The following is an 18,332-nucleotide window of genomic DNA, read 5'->3' on the forward strand; positions in this document are numbered from 1 at the left end:
GTCATCCAGTTCTTGCCAAGGAATCAAGGAAAACGACAACTGCCGATAGCGAGGCCGCTGCCCGTACATGGTTGGCCGGGCTCCACCCCCGGTCGAATGCGCTCCATCGTGCCGCGGCGTCCACGCCCTCGGGCACGTTTCGGGCAAGTTCATTGTTGAGCGGGACGTTGCGCACGATGGTGATGCCGAAGGCGGCAAGTGCCAGTCCGGCACCGGCCATTCGATGTGCCGCTCCCGGGGCGGACGCGTCCGAGACGAGTTCCGCGACTACCACCGCGGCCGAGGCGGCGGCGCCCCCAAAGAAGACGACCATGAAGGGCAGCCGGACCGCGCTGGTGTTGATGCGCCGCATCGCTGCAACGCCGTGGTCGGCGGGAAGGGCACGCAGTGCGGGCATGACGATTGCGGAGAAGGCGAAATACACCCCGCCCGCCACACCGGCGCAGACGGCCGACGTGGCGGTAGCCGCGGTGATGAGTGTGCCGCTCACGCGTGGGACTCGATGCGTGGGTTCCAGATTCCGCTGGCAGCAGTTCGGCGGGCATAGTCGGCGAAGTCCGTCGCGGGCCGGCCCAGGGCAGATTCCGCATCTGCGGTGACGGAGGCATTGCGCCCGTCGAGGATCGACTCGAAGAGTTCGGCCAGCGGCCGGGCATCATCGTGCGGCACTCCGTCGCGGGCGACGTCGGCAACGAACTCTTCCGCCGTGCTTGGCATATATTCGATGTTTCGTCCCGCGGCAGCGGAGATCTCGGCCGCAACATCGTGCATGGACAACAGGCGCGGACCGGTCACCTCATGGACGGCGCCGGCATGACCGTCCCCGATGAGCGCGGCGGTCGCGATCTCGGCGAGGTCATCGATGTCGATGAAGGGTTCGCGGACATCCCCCGCGGGGAGCACCAGCCGTCCGCGCAGGGTGGGGCCGAGGAGGAAGTGTTCACTGAAGTTCTGGGCGAACCACGAAGAGCGGATGATCGTCCACTCCGCCGCCGTTTCCTGGACCGCCTTCTCGCTGGCGCGGGCCCCCTCCTCCCCGCGGCCCGAGAGCAGCACCAGGCGATTCACCCCCAGGCCCCGTGCCCGGTCGGCGAATTCCCCGATCATTTCGGCCACGCCGGGAAAGGCCAGGTCCGGCGAATAGCACACATAGGCGGCCGAGGCCCCCCGCAGCGCGGCATCCCAGGTTGAGCGGTCGTCCCACAGGAACGGACTGCCACCCCGCCGCGAGGCCACACGGGTCGGGATGCCGCGGTCGCGAAGGCGGCCAACGATGCGGCTTCCAGTGCGACCGGTACCGCCGAGGACAAGCACATTTGTATTGGTCATGGCACCAGTCAACGGCACCCGGTTCACACTTTGAATAGTTCTACGGTGGAGATCCATACGCGATCGTCTAGAGTGGGCGCATGGATCCACTCACCCACCTGCTCGACGGCCCCCGGGCGCGCCGCGCCTTTGCCCTCCGCGTGGTCATGGCCCCGAACTGGTCCATCAACGTGCAGGACAGGGCGCCCTTGACTGTCATCGCCATGATGTCGGGCAATGCGTGGTTGGAAGCCGGGAATGAACGATTCGAATTGCGGCAGGGTGATGTGGCAATCGTTCGTGGCCCGGACCCCTACACGGTGTCGGATGATCCGTCCCGCACCCCGGATGTCCTCATCCATCCCGGCCAGCGGTGCACTTCCCCGTCCGGAAGGGATCTCCAAACGAGCATGAACCACGGGATACGCACCTGGGGCAACGCCTCTGCCGGGCAGACCACGATGCTGATCGGCACCTATGAAACCGAAGCGGAAATCGGCGCGGCGGTCACCACCGCACTGCCCCGCATCGCCGTCGTTCCGGCCGGCCACGTCAGTCCGTCCCTGCTGGGGTTCCTGGAAGGTGAAATCACCAGCGACGCGCCGGGGCAAGGCAGCGCCATCGACCGACTGCTCGATGTGCTTCTGGTGCATTCGATCCGCGCGTGGGCGGCGCTCCATCCCGACACCGCACGTGGCTGGCTCGCCGGCGGCACGGATCCGCTGATCGCCCGGACCCTGGAATTTTTCCACGAATTCCCCGCCGAGGCCTGGAACCTTGAGTCCCTCGCTCAGCGCCTTAACGTGTCCCGCGCGACCCTTGCCGCCCGGTTTCGCGCCGGCGTCGGCGAACCACCGATGACCTACCTGACGAACTGGCGGATGCTGCTCGCCAGCGAGCTGCTCGCCGACCCGCGGCTGACCGCGGCGCAGATCGCCGCCAAGGTCGGCTACGGCAGCCCCTTCGCCCTGAGCACGGCCTTCAAGCGACGGTTCGGGGTGAGCCCCACCCGGTACCGGGAACGCACCTACCTTGCGCATGCCGCGGCGCCGGGCCCGACTCCGCACGGCGGCAACCTGCCCCGGCCAATGGAGGCCGCCCGGGCCGTCCCATAGCCTTCTACGGGTCAGGGCGCGCTTGAGGTTCCTTCCGCCCATGGCGGCGACGTGACTCGCCTCCGGGAACTTTTCGCCCAAAACCTCTTCGGTGCCCTGTCCGACACCCCCACCGGCGCACGACCCTCCCGAGCACCTGCCGGGCGCGTGCTGGCCGGCGAAGCGGCCATCGAGTTTGGTGTGCCGATGGGGCTGGTCTTCGTGCTGGTGCTGCACGATCGCCGCAGCGCATTGGCCGCGACGCGGTGATGCTCCATGCCGTTCCGGGGGTTACGCCGGCACCGGCGCTCGCCATACACTGGCCTTGACTCCACTATCGGAAGAAAGTGAGTGACCATGACAATCCCACAGCCTCCCGAGCCCCCGGTCAAACCGCCCGAACCCGACGGCGTTCCACCGGTTCCGCCGAACGAGCCGCCGCCGGACCCGGGCCCCGTTCCACATCCGCCAGCGCCTGAACGCCCCTACCCGCCGACCGAACCTGAACCCATCGGGCCGTACCCGCCGATCCGGTAGGCACACAGGCCACGGCAACGGGCAGTGGCATCGTCAGCACGACGATGCCCCTGCCCGTTGCGGTTCCCAGACGGAGCGTGCCTAGCGCTGGGAAAGGCGGATCATGTTGCCGGAGGGATCCCTGAACGCGCAGTCCTTCGGGCCCCACGGCTGGTCAATGGGTTCCTGGAGGACCTCGGCCCCGGTGGCGCGAACCTGCTCGAAGAGTCCGTCAAGGTCGCTGGTGCTGAAGACCGTCATCGGCAGCACACCCTTGGTGAGCAGCTCCTGCATGGCGTTGCCGTCGGCTTCCGAGCGCCCCGCGTGCGGGTCCGAGAGCACGATTCCGAGCCCCGGCTGGGTGTCCGAGGCCAGGGTGACCCAGCGGTGCTCGCCCGAGGCCACGTCGTTCTCCACCCTCAGGCCCAGCCCGTCGCGGTAGAACGGGATCGCTTCGTCGACGTCGTTGACGGTGATGTGTGAGTATTGCAGTGAAATATCCATGGCTCCACGATAGGCACCAAGCCCCCGGGTGCGCTTCTTGGATCCTGCTCGATATCGAAGAACGGCCAAGGACTCCGCACTGTCGACCGGGCGCGGCCGGTCAAGGTGCCCCTCGGCGAGCGCCGGTCCATTCGGCCATCCGCGAGCGTCCGGCGCCGGAAGGGATGAAAGCTGCTCGTACCGCTGGACCCTGGTGCTCTTGGGGCGGGTCACGGACTTGGCAATGCAGGCAGGCATGGCTTCCACCGCGGTATGTTCCCGGTTCCGGTATCCGCTGGGACTTTCGCCCGTGATCTGGGTGAAGCTGGTGCTGAAGGATCCCAGAGAGGTACACCCCACCTCCATGCAGGCATCGGTGACGCTCATCCCGGACCTGAGCAACGCCATGGAACGCTCGATGCGCCGGGTCATCAGGTAGGCGTAGGGGCTCTGCCCGTAGGTGGCCTTGAACTGCCGGGAGAAGTGCGCCGGGGACATCATGGCCTTGGCCGCCATGGTGGGGACGTCAAGGGGCTTCGCGTAGTCGCGGTCGATCATGTCCTTGGCGCGGCGCAGCGCGGTGAGCACCTCGAGCTCGTACGGCTTCATGGGTTCGAGGCTATCAGCGCCATTCCCATGCGGCAGCAGGGACCTTCCCGCCACGGACCGGCGGCAAGCCGTTTGGCCGGAGGCCGTCAATGAATCCGTACGGGATTTGAATCGAAAGAACTATTGCGAAAGAGTTCTTTCGACAGTAGCGTGTGGCCCATGGACATCACCGATCCCAAGGCCATGCGGGCTCTGGCGCATCCCCTGCGCATCCGGCTTCTTGAGGTGGTTGCCGCCCACGGCCCGATCACCGCCGCCCGCGCCAGCGGGTACGTCGATGAGAGCCCGTCCAACTGCTCATTCCACCTGCGCACCCTGGCCCAACACGGCTACATCGAACGGGCATCCGAGGCCACCGGACGCGACAAGCCGTGGCAGATCACTGACATCACGCAAAATCTGGGAAGGGACCAGACCGGGCAAGAGGCGCAAACGGCCGCCGTCGCGCTGGGTGAGATGCTGCAGACCTGGGAATTCGAACGCATACGCGCCGGCAGGCGCCTCCCGCTGCCCGATGGCTGGAAGGGACACCTGTTCGAGGCCGGTTCAACCCTGTTCCTCACCCCGGAAGAAGCCGACGCCATCTCGGAAAGCTACCGACAACTTATTGCCCCCTACCTCGGGCGCATCACCGACCCGGCACAGCGGCCGGCGGACGCCGCCCCCGTCCGAGTCTTCATGGCCACGACCCTGGCCCACGACCTCATGGCCAAGGAAGCGGATTCTTGAAAGCCCTGCTCTCCATCCCGATGTTCCGCAGGTTCACCGGCGCGTGGACCATCGGAAACCTTGCCGACAGTGCCTTGTTCCTGACGCTGTCCATCTGGGTCAAGGACATCTCCGGCTCATCCAGCGCCGCAGGCCTGGTCTTCCTGGCGTTGGGACTACCCATCGTGTTTTCCCCGCTGATCGGCGCGCTCGCCGACAGGCTCCCCCGCCGCAGGCTGCTGATTCTTGGAAACGCTGTTTCCGGCGCCGGCGCGTTGCTGCTCCTGCTGGTCACTGGCCCCGGCGATCTCTGGCTGATCTATGCGGTGGCCTTCATCTACGGGTTGTTGGGGATCCTCAATGGAGCCGCGCAATCAGGGTTGGTGCGCGACATGCTCAGCGACGAACACCTGGACAGCGCCAACGGGCTGCTGTCCACCATCGACCAGGGGTTGCGAATCTTCACGCCACTGCTGGGCGCCGCGCTCTACACGCTGTGGGGCGGCAGCGCGCTGGCCCTGAGTGTCGCCGGCGCCCTGGCGCTTACCGCGGTGCTGCTACTCACGGTGTCGGTGCAGGAATCAGCCCCGGAACCGGCCTCCGAACGCGGCGGCTTCTGGCACGAGCACTCCGCCGGCTTCCGCCACCTGAACGGCGTGCCGCTCCTGTGGCGCATGGTTCTCGTCACGGCCGTGGCCCTGGGCGTCATCGGCCTCTTCGACTCGGCGCTCTTCGAACTCATCGACAAGGGGCTGGGCCGGGAACCGGGATTCTTCGGGGTGCTCATGAGCCTGCAGGGAGCCGGAAGCATCCTGGGCGGCCTCACGGCGGCAATCCTTCTGCGCAGGGTGGGCCCCGGACGGGCGGTCGGCCTCGGGTTGGCGTTGATCGGGCTTGCCGCCTTTGGCGCCACGGCGGACCTGGTGCCGTTTGTCGCCCGCCACGAGCTGCTGACGGCGGTCGTGATCCCCGCACTCTTCCTGGCCGGGGTGGGCATCCCGTGGATCTTTGTTGCACTCGTGACCACCCGCCAACGGCTGACCCCTGCCCGATTGCAGGGCAGGGCGGCCGCGGCAACCAACCTGGTGCTCAACGTCCCGCAACTGGCTTCCATCGCGGCGGGCGCGTTGCTGGTGTCGGTCGTGGATTATCGCTGGCTGATGCTCATTGCCGGGCTGGTGATAGCCGGCTGCGCCTGGTCCATGCTGAGGAGCCGACGAGAACCCGAGCCGGCTGCGGAAGAGCCGGCTGCGGTCGACGGAGCCATGTAGCGCTCGAACGGTGGCCTCAGTCGGCCACCGAGCGCACCACCCTTGCGGGCGATCCCACCACAACGGCTCCTGCTGGCACGTCCTTGGTGACGACCGAGGCTGCGGCCACGACGGCATCATCCCCGATGTGCACCCCCGGAAGGATGGTCGCGTTGGATCCGATCCACACATTCCTGCCGATCACGACAGGTGCCGGGATCATGTCCGCGCGTCGGCTCGGTGCAAGGTCGTGGTTCAGCGTCGCGATGACCACGTTGTGCCCGATGAGGGTGTCATCCCCGATCCTCACCCCGCCCTGGTCCTGGAACTTGCACCCGGCATTGATGAAGATCCGCTTTCCGAGGGTGATGTTTTTCCCGAAGTCGGCGTTGAAGGGCGGAAAGAGCGTCACGGATTCGTCAACCGGCCTTCCGGTCAGCTGCGCAAGCAGCTCCCGAACGCGCTCCGGCTCCCGGTAGCCGCTGTTGAGCTCACCGGTTATGTGCAATGCTTCCTGGCTGACCCGGTGCATCAGTACATGCAACGGCGAGTCCCCCGTGATGGTGCGGCCCGCATCCAATTCCTTCAGGAGGTCATTGAGTTCCATGATGTCCCTTCATTCGGGTGCCGGCAAAATCTGCACCCACCAATTCAACTGCTGGCTTACCAATACATAGGCACTCTTGAACCATAACCGCGAAGCGCGCTGGCGGAGCCTTGCGGCGCAGTGCGTGTCTTCAAGTCCCAGCCCTGTCCACTTCTCATGGCCCCATCGTTTCCCCGGTCCATCTCGTCTGATCCCCGCTGGCCCCCTCCCGTCCGGGCGCACGGGGGCGTAACCTAGCACCAACGTGTACTTCCGTCGCGGCTTACTGGGGGAAAGGAAAGCCTGCATGGAGAGCTCCGACCGGTTGCGGGACCGATGGCTCGATACTGCCGCCGGGATCCTACAGGAAAGCGACCCGGGGATTGCCCGTCAACAATTGCACGAGGCTCTGCTGGATTCGTTCCGCGCCTTCGCGGCGGTCCGTGCGCCGTTGGCCATGAACGGCGGAATCGGCGGGCCATCCATCTTCGGCCAGTACGCGGCGCTTGACACCTCGGACTGGCCGCTGGCGGTGGAACGGGCCGGTAGTGACCACCCGGTGTTCGCCTACCACAACACCACCGGCGACCCCACGCCGGTGACGCTTCGCCAGGCAGCGGAGCGAGGCTGGCCGGTCTCCGAGTTCGCAGCATCCATGATCGACCGGCTAGGTCTCAGCACCCACCAACTCTCACTGCCGCTGGCCACCATCGGGCCGGAATCCGCAACCTACGGATTTGTCAGCGACGGCGCCTACCTTGAGCGCGACCAAGAGTCTGCCCGATCCATCCAGCCGATTGTTCGCGGCCTGGATGCACACATCCGCATGCTCGAGTCGTTGTTGACCGCACCGGTGTCCGCACCAAAGCACCCGCTGACCGCGCGCGAACAGCTGGTTCTGGCCCTGGTTGCCCAGGGGTGCACGGCAAATGGCATCGCTGCCCGTCTCTGTGTATCACCGCGCACGATCCACAAGCACCAAGAGAACCTATATAGAAAGCTGGGCGCGGTGGACCGTCTGTCGGCGGTCCTCCGCGCCCAGGAATGCGGGTTGCTCCCCCAGCGGCCCGACGGTTCCTACGATTTTCCCGGCTACCACGCCGGGAAAATGTTGGAGTTGTTGTAGATCAAATGCCTTCCTCTTCCATCCACGGTTTTAGGGAGGGGACGAGATCAACCTTGCCCACGCAGTCCGGGGCGACCCCCTGGATGATGAACCGGTTCGCCGGATCATCCAACGCGATCCACCGCCCCCCCCCGTTGCAGCCGCTTCGCATTGGCCGAATCCGACTACTGCTTCTTGAAACATTCGTGGGCCGGCGCCGCCGGGGCCGCCAGCACCGACAGAAGTGCAACGGCTCCGACGACCGAAGCGGCACGGATCCCCCAAGTCTTGATTTCCATGCCCGATTCCTCCGAGTTTGGTGGCGCGTTCCCTTCGCGCCGACACGTCCCAGTGTTCACCACGGTTCCGGTGTGTGCCATACGCAGTGGTGCGTAGCAGGGCCCGGACGTCGTCACGCCGGCGGCCGGGGCGTTACCCCCGGTCGGCGGGGTGCAAAGCCGCGGTGCCCTGGTGACCATGGCCGCCGGTCGCTGACCTCCGTCCAACAGGTGATATCGCCAAGCCCCGGGCAGTGCCGAATCTGCTATCTGTCCACCCTCTTCGGTAGCCTCTGCCATACACTCGCAGCATCCGTCAGCAGCCACCGGCGAGAGGACCCGGACATGAACAATCCACTTGATTTTCCGCCCGAAACAATATCCGCGGGAGACCTCAGCAAGTTCATTCAAGATTCGATTAAGGGGAGGGTTTACTCGATCACCGGAGAATGCAAGGATGCACGACAGTGGCCGGACTCCTCCTGGAATTTCGATCTGGTCACCAAGGATGCAGTCACCGGGAGCGTCCACTTCCTTCCATGTCGAATATGGCCTGACGGACAAAAACGCATTGACAAAGGCTTCACCGAAGGCGGTTCATCCCTCGAGAAGGTGTTGACCGACGGAATGAGCTTGACAGTACGAGGCGAAACCCGGATGTGGAACAACCGACTCCAACTGCGAACTCTCGAAATCAGTTCACCCTCCATACGCAACGGCCAGTTCCATCGCGACCAGATGGAACTGCTTACACGATTCAGGGACCGCTATCCCGGCCGTCCTCGTCTTCACCTCGAGCACGATCTGGTCCATATCGATTCGACCTCCGGAGTTCCCGTCCCGCATGCCAATCTTGAACGGGTAATGGTCATTGCTCCCGAGAACGCCCGTGGGACAAATGATTTCAAACGCCAACTGGTGCGCCACCACTCCCAGCGCTCAAAAATCACATACCAAGCGATAACGTGGAGCACGGACAAGGCACCGGACCGTTTGCGCTCGCTGATCCATTCAGCTCATGAACACCGTTATGGAATGATCGTTCTGCTGCGCGGAGGAGGACATTGGTCCGAGCTGCAGGTGTTTGACGATGAAATTGTCGCTGGACTGATTGCCGCCTCCGAAGTTCCCGTTATTACGGCCATTGGCCACAAGGACGATGTCTTCCTGGCAGATCGGGTGGCGCGGGCATCATTCGTGGCACCGAGTGCGGCAGCTTCAGCAATATCCAAGTCGCACGATATGCAATTCAGTAATAGATTGAAAGCCAAGGCTGAGCAAAAGGCAGCAAGTTCCCTGGCCCACCTTCAAGAAATCACGAAGCAGCTTGCCGACGCACGAACGGAACTGGATTCAACCAACAACAAGTGCCTTACCTTGCGTAGCGAAGCCGCAACGCTTGATGGCCGTTACAAACATGATCTTCTGGAGATGGCGCGGCGACGGGTACGGGGATATTCGCGGCTTGCCACTGGTCTCACTGTGGGCTTGGCTGTTGCCGTTTTCTTTGGGGCAAGCGGACTTCTGGACTTTTTTGGAGTGGAACCGACGTTTCCAGCTGTCCTGATAACCCGGTGTACGGCAATCGTGGTGGCTTGGATCATCACTTGGAGGCTCGATATCGCGCGAGAGAGGATCAAGTGGCCTGCAGCAAAGCCCCTGCGCGTCCCGCTTACGGAGTCGGAGTGGATGTCGGAGATCAAGACGGTCCGCACCGTCCACCGTCTGCGGAAACTTCAGCGTCACCCGCCGTTCAGCGCGAAGGAAGCTGAAGTCTAGAAAAGTCCCGAGTGCGTCTCGATGAGTTCGGGCCCGTCGTTGCGCACGTTGCCCACCGCCGGATCGACCTCGCGCAGCTCCCAGCTCGAGGCCACCGTCGCGGCCCCGGCGCGCACCATCTCCACCAGCTCGACGGCGTTGTTGTTTTCCGGGTCCAGCCATTCGGCCAGCGAATCCTTGGCCAGCGGGATGGGCAACCTGTCGTGCAGACCATGCAATTCCTGCAGGACCGGCAACTCCGAGTCCGCTTCCGGGGAGGGTGCGGTGAGGATCGTGGTGGAGAGCAGCCACCGCTCGGGGTCCCCGTCGTCCTTGGACGGGTCCTTCCACCATTCATAGAGCCCGGCAAAGAAGATCAGCGAGTCGTCGGCAGGATGCACATAGAACGGGCGCTTCTTGGCCTTGGGGCTGTCCCCGGCCAGCCATTCGTAATAGCCCTCGGCCGGCACCGCGCAACGCCTGGAGGCCACCGCGGACCGGAAGGTCGGTTTCTCGACCACGGTCTCGCTGCGGGCATTGAAGGCGCGCACTCCCACGGAGGGGTCCTTCGCCCACCCCGGCACCAGACCCCACTTGGCCACATGCACCTGCCGGCGCACCGCCCCCTCGACGAGCCGCTCGAGCACGATCGGCACGTCGGTGGTCGGGGCAACGTTCCAGGATTGCCGCAGTTCCAGGTTCGCATCCGCCTCGGCCTCCGCTTCGGCCACCAGGTCGCCAATTGCCTTGGCCATCACAAATCGTCCGCACATGGAATAAGACTCTCACGTCCTCGGTTACGTGGGGTATGAGCGAAAATATAAAACTTGCCCCGTACATTCCCGAAGCCGGTGCCGTCACGATGTTTACCACCTCGTGGTGCGGCTACTGCCGGAACCTCAAGCGCCTCATGGATGCCAAGGGGATCGGCTACACCGAGGTAAACATCGAGGAAGTGGAGGGGACCGCCGAGCTGGTGGAGGCCTTCAACGGCGGCAACCAGACCGTGCCGACCTTGATTTTCCCCGACGGAACCGCCGCAACAAATCCGCGGATAGAGGAAGTGCTCGAGCGCGTCTAGTCGGGCTGTGCTTGGATGGAGGGGTGCCACTTGCCGAAAGGCAGGAGGCACCCCTTCCGCGTTAAGCATTCTTTTGTCGCGCATGCGCGCGACCGTCCGCAAGAATTGGAGTGACATGTCACAAAAAGTCCAGGCCGTTATCGTCCGCGCCAAGGATGCTCCCGTTGAGACGGTGACCATCATCGTTCCCGACCCGGGGCCCGGAGAGGTCGTCGTCGACGTACTGACCGCCGGTGTTTGCCACACCGACTTGCACTACAAGCTCGGCGGGATCGGCAACGACTACCCGTACCTGCTGGGCCACGAATCCACCGCGGTGGTCAGCCAGATCGGTGAGAACGTCACCAACGTCGCGGTGGGCGATCGCGTCATCCTGAACTGGCGGGCCGTCTGCGGCCAGTGCCGCGCGTGTGCCAAGGGCACCCCTCAGTACTGCTTCAACACCGCCAACGCCACCCAGAAGATGACCTTGGAGGACGGCACCGAGCTCTCGCCGGCCCTGGGCATCGGGTCCTTCGCCCAGAAGACCCTGGTCGCCGCGGGCCAGTGCACCAAGGTCGATGAGGACGTCGACGCCGCCGCCGTGGGCCTGCTGGGCTGCGGCGTGATGGCCGGCATCGGGGCGGCCATGAACACCGGCGAGGTCAAGCGCGGGGAATCCGTGGCAGTCATCGGTTGCGGCGGCGTCGGCATTGCCGCGATCGCCGGAGCCAAGCTGGCCGGCGCCACCACCATCGTGGCGGTGGACCTGGATGACGACAAGCTGGCCATGGCCAAGAACATGGGAGCCACGCACACCGTGAACTCCAAGACCAATGACGCCGTCGAGGGCATCAAGGCCGCCACCGGCGGCTTCGGCGCCGACGTGGTCATCGATGCGGTGGGCCGCCCGGAAACCTACAAGCAGGCGTTCTACGCCCGCGACCTCGCCGGACGCGTGGTACTGGTGGGTGTGCCGAACCCTGAGATGAAGCTGGAACTGCCGCTGCTGGATGTCTTTGGCCACGGCGGATCGCTGAAGTCCTCCTGGTACGGCGACTGCCTGCCGTCCCGCGACTTCCCGATGCTGGTCGAGCAGTACAAGCTCGGCCGCCTGGACCTGGACGCGTTTGTCACCGAACGCATCAAGCTGGACGACGTCGAGGCAGCCTTCACCAAGATGCACGAAGGCAAGGTCCTGCGTTCGGTGGTGGAACTCTAATGAGCGCGCAGATTGAAAACCTGGTCACCTCCGGTACCTTCTCCCTGGACGGGGGAACCTGGGACGTGGACAACAACGTGTGGATCATCGGGGACGAGAACGAGGTCTTCGTCATCGACCCCGCCCACGAGCCGTCCAAGATCAAGCAGGCCGTCGGCAACCGCGCGGTCAAGGCCGTGTTGCTGACCCACGGGCACGACGACCACATCCGCTATGCCCGTGCGTTCGCCGATCTGGTCGAGGCACCGATCCACCTGAACCCCGCCGACACGATGCTTTGGGAAGCGATTTTCCCCGGCACCACGGCGGATCACGAGATCAATGACGGGGACACCTTCGAGGTTGCCGGGACCACCCTGGTGGCGCTGCACACCCCCGGGCACTCCCCCGGATCGACCTGCTTCTACGCCGAGTCGTTGGGAACCCTGTTCTCCGGCGACACGCTGTTCAACGGCGGACCGGGCGCCACCGGGCGCAGCTATTCGAGCTTCGAGACGATCATCGACTCGATCCGCGAACGCCTGCTCGCCCTGCCGGCCACCACCGTGGTGAACACCGGGCACGGGGATGCCACCACCATCGGCGCCGAGGCACCAAACCTGGACGAATGGATCAAGCGCGGTAACTAAGTCCGGTTTGATCTGTTGTTTCCTGTGGGAGTCGCGCGTGTGCGTGGCTCCCACATACCTTTAACCGGTGCCGTAGCGACGCCTCGCCCACGCTAAAGCACCAAGTACCCCATGAGGCTTCTGCGAACCATTGCTACACGAGGCCTTTCGGCGAAGGCGACTCGTTGGACAATCACACGCTCATCGCTTCTAACCGCCAAGGCAATAAGAAAGTACTCAGGGAGATGGAAAAGCTGGTGAACAAATGAATCCGTTGCGACTGACCGTCGGTGCGGTGCTGGTGCTGGTTGGTATTACTGGGTGCGCACCCAGTGATCAGTTTGGTGAACCGTCCAAATCGACGACAACGAAAGAGGGCGCACCTGTGGGGAACGGGTTGACGTGGCAGGAGGCCAAGGCCCAGACACAAGACCTGGAACTGGAGATCGCCCGGCTGATTCCCGAAGACAAAGTGGTGAAGATCGACCAGGGGAAAACCGGTACTTTATTCAGCTGCAGCGAGACACAACATAATTGGAATGGGGCGACAACCGTCACTCTGAGCAAGGGGACAGAACCAGAGCCTCTCGTCAAGGCGATTGAAGCGCAGTACCAGGACAGCCGCTTCACCATCGAAACAGATCTCAGCATCACTGGAAATTATCGGGTGCAGCTACGCTCTCCACACACCGCAGCGTCCTACATCATCGTCAGGGATGACCCGAATGCAATTCGTATTGCATCTGGCTCTGCATGCTTCACCTTGCCTGAAGGAGTGTATCCGGGTGGTGATTTCTGAGCATTGACGGCAAAGGCCCGCAACCTGGTCCAGGATACCGGCTGGAACCCTCTAATGCTTACCGCGCTTGACTGCTGACCACCTTGGTCGACCAGCTGTTGGGCATCCGCCGCGTCCGCTCCGCGACTTGTCCTTCGGGAAAGTCATCCACGGCCGTTCAGGCCGAGGTGGAGAGTTGGGCGACAGCAACTAAACCGGAACCATGCCTGTCACCCAGCCCGCCATGGCGTGTCGCTGAACAAGACGCCGGCCGGTACCGCAGATTCCCGGTTGGCCAGCGCAGCCGCCTCCGACCCCGGGCCTAAGGCGGCGCACGACCCGTTCAGGGCTTGAGCAGCCGGCGGATAACCCGGCCCTCGGCCAGTGCGTCCAGGGCCTGGTTGATTTCCTCCAACGGTCGGGTGTCACTATGTAGCAATTCCACCGGGAGCCTGCCTTCGCGCCACACTTTGACAAAGTAGGCAATGTCCTCGGCTGGCTTGGCATCGCCCATGTAGGAACCCAGCAGGCGCTTGCCCGCCCCGGCGAACGTCAGCGCCGGCACCGTGAGCTCGGCTTCCGGATGCGGAAGCCCGACACAGATGACCGCCCCGCCGCGGGTCAGCACCTGAAGCGCCTCGCCGATCACCCGGGCCGATCCCGATGCCTCGATCGCGACGTCGACCCCGTCGCCGGTGGCCGCAGCAACCAGCTCCCGTGCTTGTTCGGGCGTCCCCACGGCGGTGGCCCCGGCGGCAAGCGCCAGGTCATGCTTGGCCGTGTTCGGATCGATGGCAATGATGCTTCCCGCACCGACAAGCACCGCGCCCATGATCGCCGCCAACCCCACGGCGCCCAGCCCGTAGACGATCACCGACTGGCCCGCTTCAAGCCGCGCGGTGTGCCTGATGGCCCCGATGCCAGTGAGCACCGCGCAGCCGAACATGGCAGCCACCTCATCGGGGACATCCTCCGGCACTGGCACCACGGATTCGACGGCCACCACCGCGTGGTCTGCAAAGGCGGAGACGCCCAGGTGGTGGTTGATCCGCTCGCCGCCGAGCCCGCGCAGGAGCGCCTCTCCGTGCAGCAGGTCCCCGGCGGTGTTGCTCACCGCTGCCCGGTGGCACAAGGCGGGGCGCCCGGCGGCACAGGCACGGCAGGTGCCGCAGCCGGGGACGAAGACCAGCACGACCTTGGTGCCGACTTCGAGGTGGTCCACTCCCGGGCCCAGGGAGGCGATGCGTCCGACCGCCTCGTGGCCCAGGGCCATGGGCAGCGGGCGGGGCCGGGACCCGTTGATGACCGAGAGGTCCGAGTGGCACAGCGAGGAGTAGATGATGTCCACGCCGACCTCCGCGGCCCGCGGCCCGGGTGTGGCAAGTTCCTCGATGGCCAGCGGCCGGCTTTCGGCATAGTTCCCGGAGCCGTCCCCCGGCAGCTCGCGCAGGATCGCCGCGCGCATCAGGCGTTCCATCCGCTCTCAAGGGCGGGGGTGTCCGGGGCGGGCCGCGGCGGACAATGGGCGGGTGCCGGCTCTTGGGCCATGACAGGTACCTCCGGGGATCGGGCAAAGCGCGGTGTAATAGGGACGAGTATTGCCCGCTCCGGCGCGCCGCGCAATGCACACCCCTGCACACGGTGTGTGCGTGCCACGGGAAGGTCCCACGGGGCCCGCAACGGCCGGCACCGCGTAAACCGGCGTCCTACCACCACTTTCAGGTTTACCACGTGGCATACTCGTCCCATGGACGATCCCAGTCACCCCCGGAAGCATCCTCGGCGCAGACCGGCGGCGCTCGCCGGAACCATTGCCCTGCTCGCATTGGTTGCGGGCGTCGCGACACTGGTCGCGGGCAGCGGGCAGGTGGCCGAATTCGGCTGGTTCGCCTACGCGCCCCTGAGCGAAGGCGCCTTCGCCCCCGGCATGGTATTTCTCGGCCCGCAGCAAATCACCGGCTGGCTGCTTGTCGCCCTGGCCGCCTGCGCCGCCGCATTTTGTGCGGGCCTGGTCATAGGAAGGCGGAAGAGCTGAATCCCGGGACTACGCCCCGGCCAGCTCCGCGTGCTGCGCGTATTCGGCCAGCAGATCGGCGATGAACGTCTCGGTCGAGTAGCCGGGCAGCAGGTCGTCGGCGGCGCCGACGGTGGCCGCGTCCATCGGGATTTCCATCGCCCGGTAGACGTCGTCCAGCAGCGCGCGGATGGGCGCCGAATCCTCGATCACGAAGACGCTGGAAAACAGCCATGCCCCGGACACCACGCGCTGCGCGGTGCCCACCAGCTTCACGGCGTTCGGCGTTCGGGAGGCGGCCCCCGGCACCCCGTGGACGCTGAACTCCCCGGCACAGTACTCCCCGGCGATTTCCCCCACCCGCGCGTCGATGCCGCCGCGGCGCAGGGCCTCTGCGTAGAGGGCACCCAGGACCTTGAAGCGGTGCTGGTGCCCCATCATGGCCTCGTCGGCCGGTTCTACATGGTCCACGATCACCGTGCCGCGGTGGTAGGCCGCCGCCCGACCACCGGCCTTGCGCACCACCGGGGCAAAGCCATGTTCCAGCGACCGCGCCACCGCAAGCGGATAGCCGGCCAGGCGCACATCGCGCTGCCCGAAAGCCAGGGTCGGATCGGGCCGATAGATCCGCAGCGCCGCCGGCACTTCCCCGTCGCGCACCGCGGCGAGTAGCCCGATTCCTGCCATCAGGTCCGCCTCCGGGTCCCCGGAGGGCTCCTCGATGCGAACGTTCAGCCGGTGATCGACATCGGGATTCCAAAGACTCATGGGCACGATTCTAGGTCCGGATGCGCGGCAGTGAATAATGGATGTCGTGCCGAAACAACTTTCCCCCCTGATCTTGCTGGGAGGGGCCTCCGGATCCGGAAAGTCCTACCTGGCCCACCGCTTCGGCCGACCCCATGTGGAACTCGACAACTTCTACCGCGAGATCTCCGAGCACACCCCCGAGACCCCGCTGCCGCAGACCGGCTACGGCGAAATCGACTGGGACCACGCCGGAACGTGGAACTGCGCCCTGGCTGTTGACGCCCTGGTGGACTTGCTCGAAAGCGGCGCGACAGAGGTCCCGAACTATTCGATCAGCACCTCAAGCTACGACTCGATGCGCCGGATCGAGCTCAATGGCGGCCCGCTGGTCGCCGAGGGAATATTCGTTTCCGAGATCCTGGCCCCGCTGCAGCGCCTGGGGGTTCCAGTGCGGGCGTACTACATCGAGGTCTCGGCCCTGGGCACCGCGATCCGACGGCTCGTGCGCGATGTGCGGGAGCGGCGCAAGCCGCTGCCGTTCCTGCTCAAGCGCGGCTACGCGCTTTTCCGTGCCGATCGGGACATCCGTGCCCGGCACCTGGCCGCCGGTTTTGAACCCGTGAAGAAAAAGGCGCTCAAGGAAACACTGGCCTCAATCACATCCTGAGCAGGTTCTTCGACCACCCCTTGACCTCCGTTTCGGAACGGGTTGGAATGGAGCATGAGGTCCGGATTTTTGCGGCATCGGGCCCCGGATCCGGAGGTGGAGCGTGTTGTCCCCGATACTTGGCTTGCTGGCCATGCTCTTGGGCATGGCCACAGCTTGGCTCATGGTTTCCGGCCCATCACTGGAACAGGATCCCGATGCCCGGTTTTGGTACGGCTTCTGCGGTTTCTGCGTGCTGGCACCGTTGGCACTGGGTGCCGCGCTGGTGAACCCCTTGGCCGGTGTGGCGGTGTTGGTTGCTGCCTGCGGCGCCTGCCTTGCCACCCACCGCTTCCTGGTGCACGAAGCCGTGCAGCGGACGGCCGTGCAGACCGGTTTCCGGCTGCTTGCCGAGCACTCGGCTTTCGAATCGCGGCATGACCAGGTTCTCAGGCAGTGGAGCCGCTACGAACTGGACCCGGCCGCGGCCATTGCAAGCCCGGGGATGAACGATGTCGACGTCCCGGAGACTGCGGCATTGGCCAAGGCCCTGGCGCAGGCCGAACGCCTGCGCGGCCGCCAACCCAACGGCGCGGCCGTTGGAGTTGGGGTTGACTACCGGCGGGCAGTGATCGAACTCGAATCGGCATTCACCAGGGCCGAGCAGTCCCTCGCGGGTTCCTCCAGCCGAGTGGTTCCGGGGGCTAGGATCCCGCCGGGGCCGGACGCACCGTGAGTATCTGCTCGCTGCGCCCGAACGGTCCGTGCACGTCGTGCAGCACCGCGCTGGTCAGCCCGATGCCGTCGGTTCCGTAGGTCTGCTGCGCCTGGATCCCCAGCCACTGCCCCGCGGGCTTGCGGTGCATGTGGATCTGCAGGTCCACGTTCGGGAACATCCAGGACTCGGGCCCCGGCTCCACGCGCGGCGCCACGCCGTTGGCGGTGTCGACCATGCCCAGCAACCGGACCAGGTCCGAGGTGTGCGTACCGGCCACCATTTCGAAGTTGTTGCGCATCCACACGATCCCTTTGCCCGGGCGATGGCCGTCGGCACCACGGAATTCCAGTCCGCGGATGTACCCGCCGGGCCATGGCGACATGCCGTCAAAGGTCACCAATTCCTCGGGGTGGATGACGCCGGCGTCCTCGCTGGCCGCCACCGCGGAGCTGTCAAGGGTCCTCAGGCGCCAGCCGCGGGCGACGATGCAGGTGCGCCCCTGCGAAACCATTTCCGCCTCGATGAGTTCGATGGTGCGGCCCGGGCGGATCATCCTCGTGGTGATTTCGAATTCCCCGCCGTGGATGATCCCGTGGATGTCCAGGCTCACCCGGGCCATGCGCATGTCTGGCCGTGGGGCGAAAAGCTCCAGGGCGTGCACCAGCACCCCGGTGGCCGGGGCCATGTGTTGCTCGTGCGGGTTCCAGGCCCCCTGGGCATGCACCGTGGAACGGTAGGTGCCCTCGCCGGTGGGGAGGTAGTAGAAATCCCCCACCGCGAGTTCCGGAAGATTCTGTTCGGCCGCCGTTTGCGTCATGGTCTCTCGTCCCTTGTTCCCGTG

21 protein-coding genes and 1 pseudogene are annotated in these 18,332 nt (G+C 65.2%); 13 read left to right on the forward strand and 9 right to left on the reverse strand.

Annotated features, from left to right (window positions below; genetic code table 11):
* Nucleotide 1: 1 nt before the first annotated feature.
* On the reverse strand, nucleotides 2–490 hold the full coding sequence (locus tag ACIPUB_RS02375) for a DUF1772 domain-containing protein (protein WP_407605917.1): 489 nt from the start codon (nucleotides 488–490) through the stop codon (nucleotides 2–4).
* Nucleotides 487–1,329, reverse strand: coding sequence for an NmrA family transcriptional regulator (locus tag ACIPUB_RS02380; RefSeq protein WP_407605918.1), 843 nt, complete (start codon nucleotides 1,327–1,329; stop codon nucleotides 487–489). Before ACIPUB_RS02380 ends, ACIPUB_RS02375 begins: the two co-directional genes overlap by 4 nt.
* Nucleotides 1,330–1,409: 80 nt before the next feature.
* On the opposite strand from ACIPUB_RS02380, the gene ACIPUB_RS02385 reads away from it, so the two are divergent.
* Together ACIPUB_RS02385 and ACIPUB_RS02390 are read left to right on the forward strand one after the other, a co-directional pair.
* Nucleotides 1,410–2,423: an AraC family transcriptional regulator gene (locus tag ACIPUB_RS02385; RefSeq protein ID WP_407605919.1), complete on the forward strand. Its 1,014-nt coding sequence runs from the start codon at nucleotides 1,410–1,412 to the stop codon at nucleotides 2,421–2,423.
* Nucleotides 2,424–2,474: 51 nt separating this feature from the next.
* The gene (locus ACIPUB_RS02390; protein WP_310287661.1) at nucleotides 2,475–2,672 is read left to right on the forward strand and encodes a hypothetical protein; all 198 of its coding nucleotides are present in this window, start codon (nucleotides 2,475–2,477) and stop codon (nucleotides 2,670–2,672) included.
* Between the two features lie 348 nt (nucleotides 2,673–3,020).
* Here the strand turns inward: ACIPUB_RS02390 and ACIPUB_RS02395 are convergent, their stop codons facing one another.
* The gene (locus ACIPUB_RS02395) at nucleotides 3,021–3,422 is read right to left on the reverse strand and encodes a VOC family protein (RefSeq protein ID WP_310287664.1); all 402 of its coding nucleotides are present in this window, start codon (nucleotides 3,420–3,422) and stop codon (nucleotides 3,021–3,023) included.
* Between the two features lie 198 nt (nucleotides 3,423–3,620).
* A pseudogene (locus tag ACIPUB_RS02400) lies at nucleotides 3,621–4,010 on the reverse strand (helix-turn-helix domain-containing protein); the annotation flags it as partial.
* A 159-nt stretch (nucleotides 4,011–4,169) separates the two neighbouring features.
* Between ACIPUB_RS02400 and ACIPUB_RS02405 the strand changes: the two are divergent.
* On the forward strand, nucleotides 4,170–4,739 hold the full coding sequence (locus tag ACIPUB_RS02405; protein WP_310287668.1) for a winged helix-turn-helix domain-containing protein: 570 nt from the start codon (nucleotides 4,170–4,172) through the stop codon (nucleotides 4,737–4,739).
* On the forward strand, nucleotides 4,736–5,989 hold the full coding sequence (locus tag ACIPUB_RS02410) for an MFS transporter (RefSeq protein WP_310287672.1): 1,254 nt from the start codon (nucleotides 4,736–4,738) through the stop codon (nucleotides 5,987–5,989). Before ACIPUB_RS02405 ends, ACIPUB_RS02410 begins: the two co-directional genes overlap by 4 nt.
* 16 nt (nucleotides 5,990–6,005) lie before the next feature.
* Here ACIPUB_RS02410 and ACIPUB_RS02415 read toward each other — a convergent pair whose 3' ends face one another.
* Nucleotides 6,006–6,575, reverse strand: coding sequence for a DapH/DapD/GlmU-related protein (locus ACIPUB_RS02415; RefSeq protein WP_310287675.1), 570 nt, complete (start codon nucleotides 6,573–6,575; stop codon nucleotides 6,006–6,008).
* A gap of 286 nt (nucleotides 6,576–6,861) precedes the next feature.
* On the opposite strand from ACIPUB_RS02415, the gene ACIPUB_RS02420 reads away from it, so the two are divergent.
* Both ACIPUB_RS02420 and ACIPUB_RS02425 read left to right on the forward strand, forming a co-directional pair.
* Nucleotides 6,862–7,680, forward strand: a complete 819-nt coding sequence (locus ACIPUB_RS02420; protein ID WP_310287678.1) for a helix-turn-helix transcriptional regulator — start codon at nucleotides 6,862–6,864, stop codon at nucleotides 7,678–7,680.
* Nucleotides 7,681–8,282: 602 nt separating this feature from the next.
* Nucleotides 8,283–9,716 carry an exodeoxyribonuclease VII large subunit gene (locus ACIPUB_RS02425; RefSeq protein WP_310287681.1) on the forward strand — a complete coding sequence of 478 codons (1,434 nt, stop codon included), beginning with the start codon at nucleotides 8,283–8,285 and terminating at the stop codon, nucleotides 9,714–9,716.
* On the opposite strand, the gene ACIPUB_RS02430 is transcribed toward ACIPUB_RS02425, so the two are convergent.
* Nucleotides 9,713–10,468: an SOS response-associated peptidase gene (locus tag ACIPUB_RS02430; RefSeq protein WP_310287683.1), complete on the reverse strand. Its 756-nt coding sequence runs from the start codon at nucleotides 10,466–10,468 to the stop codon at nucleotides 9,713–9,715. The two genes, ACIPUB_RS02425 and ACIPUB_RS02430, sit on opposite strands and share 4 nt — an antisense overlap.
* Nucleotides 10,469–10,503: 35 nt before the next feature.
* On the opposite strand from ACIPUB_RS02430, the gene ACIPUB_RS02435 reads away from it, so the two are divergent.
* The 4 genes from ACIPUB_RS02435 (at nucleotide 10,504) to ACIPUB_RS02450 (ending at nucleotide 13,384) form a co-directional block, all read left to right on the forward strand.
* Nucleotides 10,504–10,776 (forward strand): glutaredoxin domain-containing protein, encoded by a 273-nt coding sequence (locus tag ACIPUB_RS02435; protein WP_310287686.1) that lies wholly within the window; start codon nucleotides 10,504–10,506, stop codon nucleotides 10,774–10,776.
* Nucleotides 10,777–10,891: 115 nt separating this feature from the next.
* Nucleotides 10,892–11,977, forward strand: a complete 1,086-nt coding sequence (locus tag ACIPUB_RS02440) for an S-(hydroxymethyl)mycothiol dehydrogenase (RefSeq protein WP_310287689.1) — start codon at nucleotides 10,892–10,894, stop codon at nucleotides 11,975–11,977.
* Complete coding sequence (locus ACIPUB_RS02445) at nucleotides 11,977–12,606, forward strand: MBL fold metallo-hydrolase (RefSeq protein ID WP_302266361.1); 630 nt, start codon at nucleotides 11,977–11,979, stop codon at nucleotides 12,604–12,606. Before ACIPUB_RS02440 ends, ACIPUB_RS02445 begins: the two co-directional genes overlap by 1 nt.
* A 244-nt stretch (nucleotides 12,607–12,850) precedes the next feature.
* Nucleotides 12,851–13,384: a hypothetical protein gene (locus ACIPUB_RS02450; protein WP_264269026.1), complete on the forward strand. Its 534-nt coding sequence runs from the start codon at nucleotides 12,851–12,853 to the stop codon at nucleotides 13,382–13,384.
* Between the two features lie 322 nt (nucleotides 13,385–13,706).
* Here ACIPUB_RS02450 and ACIPUB_RS02455 read toward each other — a convergent pair whose 3' ends face one another.
* Entirely contained in the window at nucleotides 13,707–14,828 is a 1,122-nt protein-coding gene (locus ACIPUB_RS02455) for a zinc-binding dehydrogenase (protein WP_310287695.1), read from the reverse strand.
* Between the two features lie 282 nt (nucleotides 14,829–15,110).
* Between ACIPUB_RS02455 and ACIPUB_RS02460 the strand changes: the two genes are divergently transcribed.
* Entirely contained in the window at nucleotides 15,111–15,398 is a 288-nt protein-coding gene (locus tag ACIPUB_RS02460) for a hypothetical protein (RefSeq protein ID WP_310287698.1), read from the forward strand.
* A gap of 9 nt (nucleotides 15,399–15,407) precedes the next feature.
* Here ACIPUB_RS02460 and ACIPUB_RS02465 read toward each other — a convergent pair whose 3' ends face one another.
* A complete protein-coding gene (locus ACIPUB_RS02465) occupies nucleotides 15,408–16,145 on the reverse strand; it encodes a lipoyl protein ligase domain-containing protein (protein WP_310287701.1) in 738 nt (245 codons plus the stop codon).
* A gap of 37 nt (nucleotides 16,146–16,182) precedes the next feature.
* On the opposite strand from ACIPUB_RS02465, the gene ACIPUB_RS02470 reads away from it, so the two are divergent.
* Both ACIPUB_RS02470 and ACIPUB_RS02475 read left to right on the forward strand, forming a co-directional pair.
* A complete protein-coding gene (locus ACIPUB_RS02470) occupies nucleotides 16,183–16,794 on the forward strand; it encodes a uridine kinase (protein ID WP_310287704.1) in 612 nt (203 codons plus the stop codon).
* A 103-nt stretch (nucleotides 16,795–16,897) separates the two neighbouring features.
* Complete coding sequence (locus tag ACIPUB_RS02475) at nucleotides 16,898–17,509, forward strand: hypothetical protein (RefSeq protein WP_407605920.1); 612 nt, start codon at nucleotides 16,898–16,900, stop codon at nucleotides 17,507–17,509.
* Here ACIPUB_RS02475 and ACIPUB_RS02480 read toward each other — a convergent pair.
* Nucleotides 17,478–18,308 carry a thioesterase family protein gene (locus ACIPUB_RS02480; protein ID WP_407605921.1) on the reverse strand — a complete coding sequence of 277 codons (831 nt, stop codon included), beginning with the start codon at nucleotides 18,306–18,308 and terminating at the stop codon, nucleotides 17,478–17,480. The two genes, ACIPUB_RS02475 and ACIPUB_RS02480, sit on opposite strands and share 32 nt — an antisense overlap.
* Between the last annotated feature and the right edge of the window lie 24 nt (nucleotides 18,309–18,332).

The sequence above is a fragment of the Paeniglutamicibacter sp. ORCA_105 genome (assembly GCF_045798545.1).
Classification (GTDB): Bacteria; Actinomycetota; Actinomycetes; order Actinomycetales; family Micrococcaceae; genus Paeniglutamicibacter; species Paeniglutamicibacter sulfureus.

Excerpts from the sequence above, each read along its gene's own strand:
- ACIPUB_RS02380 (WP_407605918.1), bottom strand. The coding sequence starts at position 1,329 with ATGACCAATACAAATGTGCTTGTCCTCGGCGGTACCGGTCGCACTGGA.
- ACIPUB_RS02385 (WP_407605919.1), top strand. The coding sequence starts at position 1,410 with ATGGATCCACTCACCCACCTGCTCGACGGCCCCCGGGCGCGCCGCGCC.
- ACIPUB_RS02395 (WP_310287664.1), bottom strand. The coding sequence starts at position 3,422 with ATGGATATTTCACTGCAATACTCACACATCACCGTCAACGACGTCGAC.
- ACIPUB_RS02405 (WP_310287668.1), top strand. The coding sequence starts at position 4,170 with ATGGACATCACCGATCCCAAGGCCATGCGGGCTCTGGCGCATCCCCTG.
- ACIPUB_RS02415 (WP_310287675.1), bottom strand. The coding sequence starts at position 6,575 with ATGGAACTCAATGACCTCCTGAAGGAATTGGATGCGGGCCGCACCATC.
- ACIPUB_RS02420 (WP_310287678.1), top strand. The coding sequence starts at position 6,862 with ATGGAGAGCTCCGACCGGTTGCGGGACCGATGGCTCGATACTGCCGCC.
- ACIPUB_RS02425 (WP_310287681.1), top strand. The coding sequence starts at position 8,283 with ATGAACAATCCACTTGATTTTCCGCCCGAAACAATATCCGCGGGAGAC.
- ACIPUB_RS02430 (WP_310287683.1), bottom strand. The coding sequence starts at position 10,468 with ATGTGCGGACGATTTGTGATGGCCAAGGCAATTGGCGACCTGGTGGCC.
- ACIPUB_RS02435 (WP_310287686.1), top strand. The coding sequence starts at position 10,504 with ATGAGCGAAAATATAAAACTTGCCCCGTACATTCCCGAAGCCGGTGCC.
- ACIPUB_RS02440 (WP_310287689.1), top strand. The coding sequence starts at position 10,892 with ATGTCACAAAAAGTCCAGGCCGTTATCGTCCGCGCCAAGGATGCTCCC.
- ACIPUB_RS02445 (WP_302266361.1), top strand. The coding sequence starts at position 11,977 with ATGAGCGCGCAGATTGAAAACCTGGTCACCTCCGGTACCTTCTCCCTG.
- ACIPUB_RS02450 (WP_264269026.1), top strand. The coding sequence starts at position 12,851 with ATGAATCCGTTGCGACTGACCGTCGGTGCGGTGCTGGTGCTGGTTGGT.
- ACIPUB_RS02455 (WP_310287695.1), bottom strand. The coding sequence starts at position 14,828 with ATGCGCGCGGCGATCCTGCGCGAGCTGCCGGGGGACGGCTCCGGGAAC.
- ACIPUB_RS02460 (WP_310287698.1), top strand. The coding sequence starts at position 15,111 with ATGGACGATCCCAGTCACCCCCGGAAGCATCCTCGGCGCAGACCGGCG.
- ACIPUB_RS02465 (WP_310287701.1), bottom strand. The coding sequence starts at position 16,145 with ATGAGTCTTTGGAATCCCGATGTCGATCACCGGCTGAACGTTCGCATC.
- ACIPUB_RS02470 (WP_310287704.1), top strand. The coding sequence starts at position 16,183 with ATGGATGTCGTGCCGAAACAACTTTCCCCCCTGATCTTGCTGGGAGGG.
- ACIPUB_RS02480 (WP_407605921.1), bottom strand. The coding sequence starts at position 18,308 with ATGACGCAAACGGCGGCCGAACAGAATCTTCCGGAACTCGCGGTGGGG.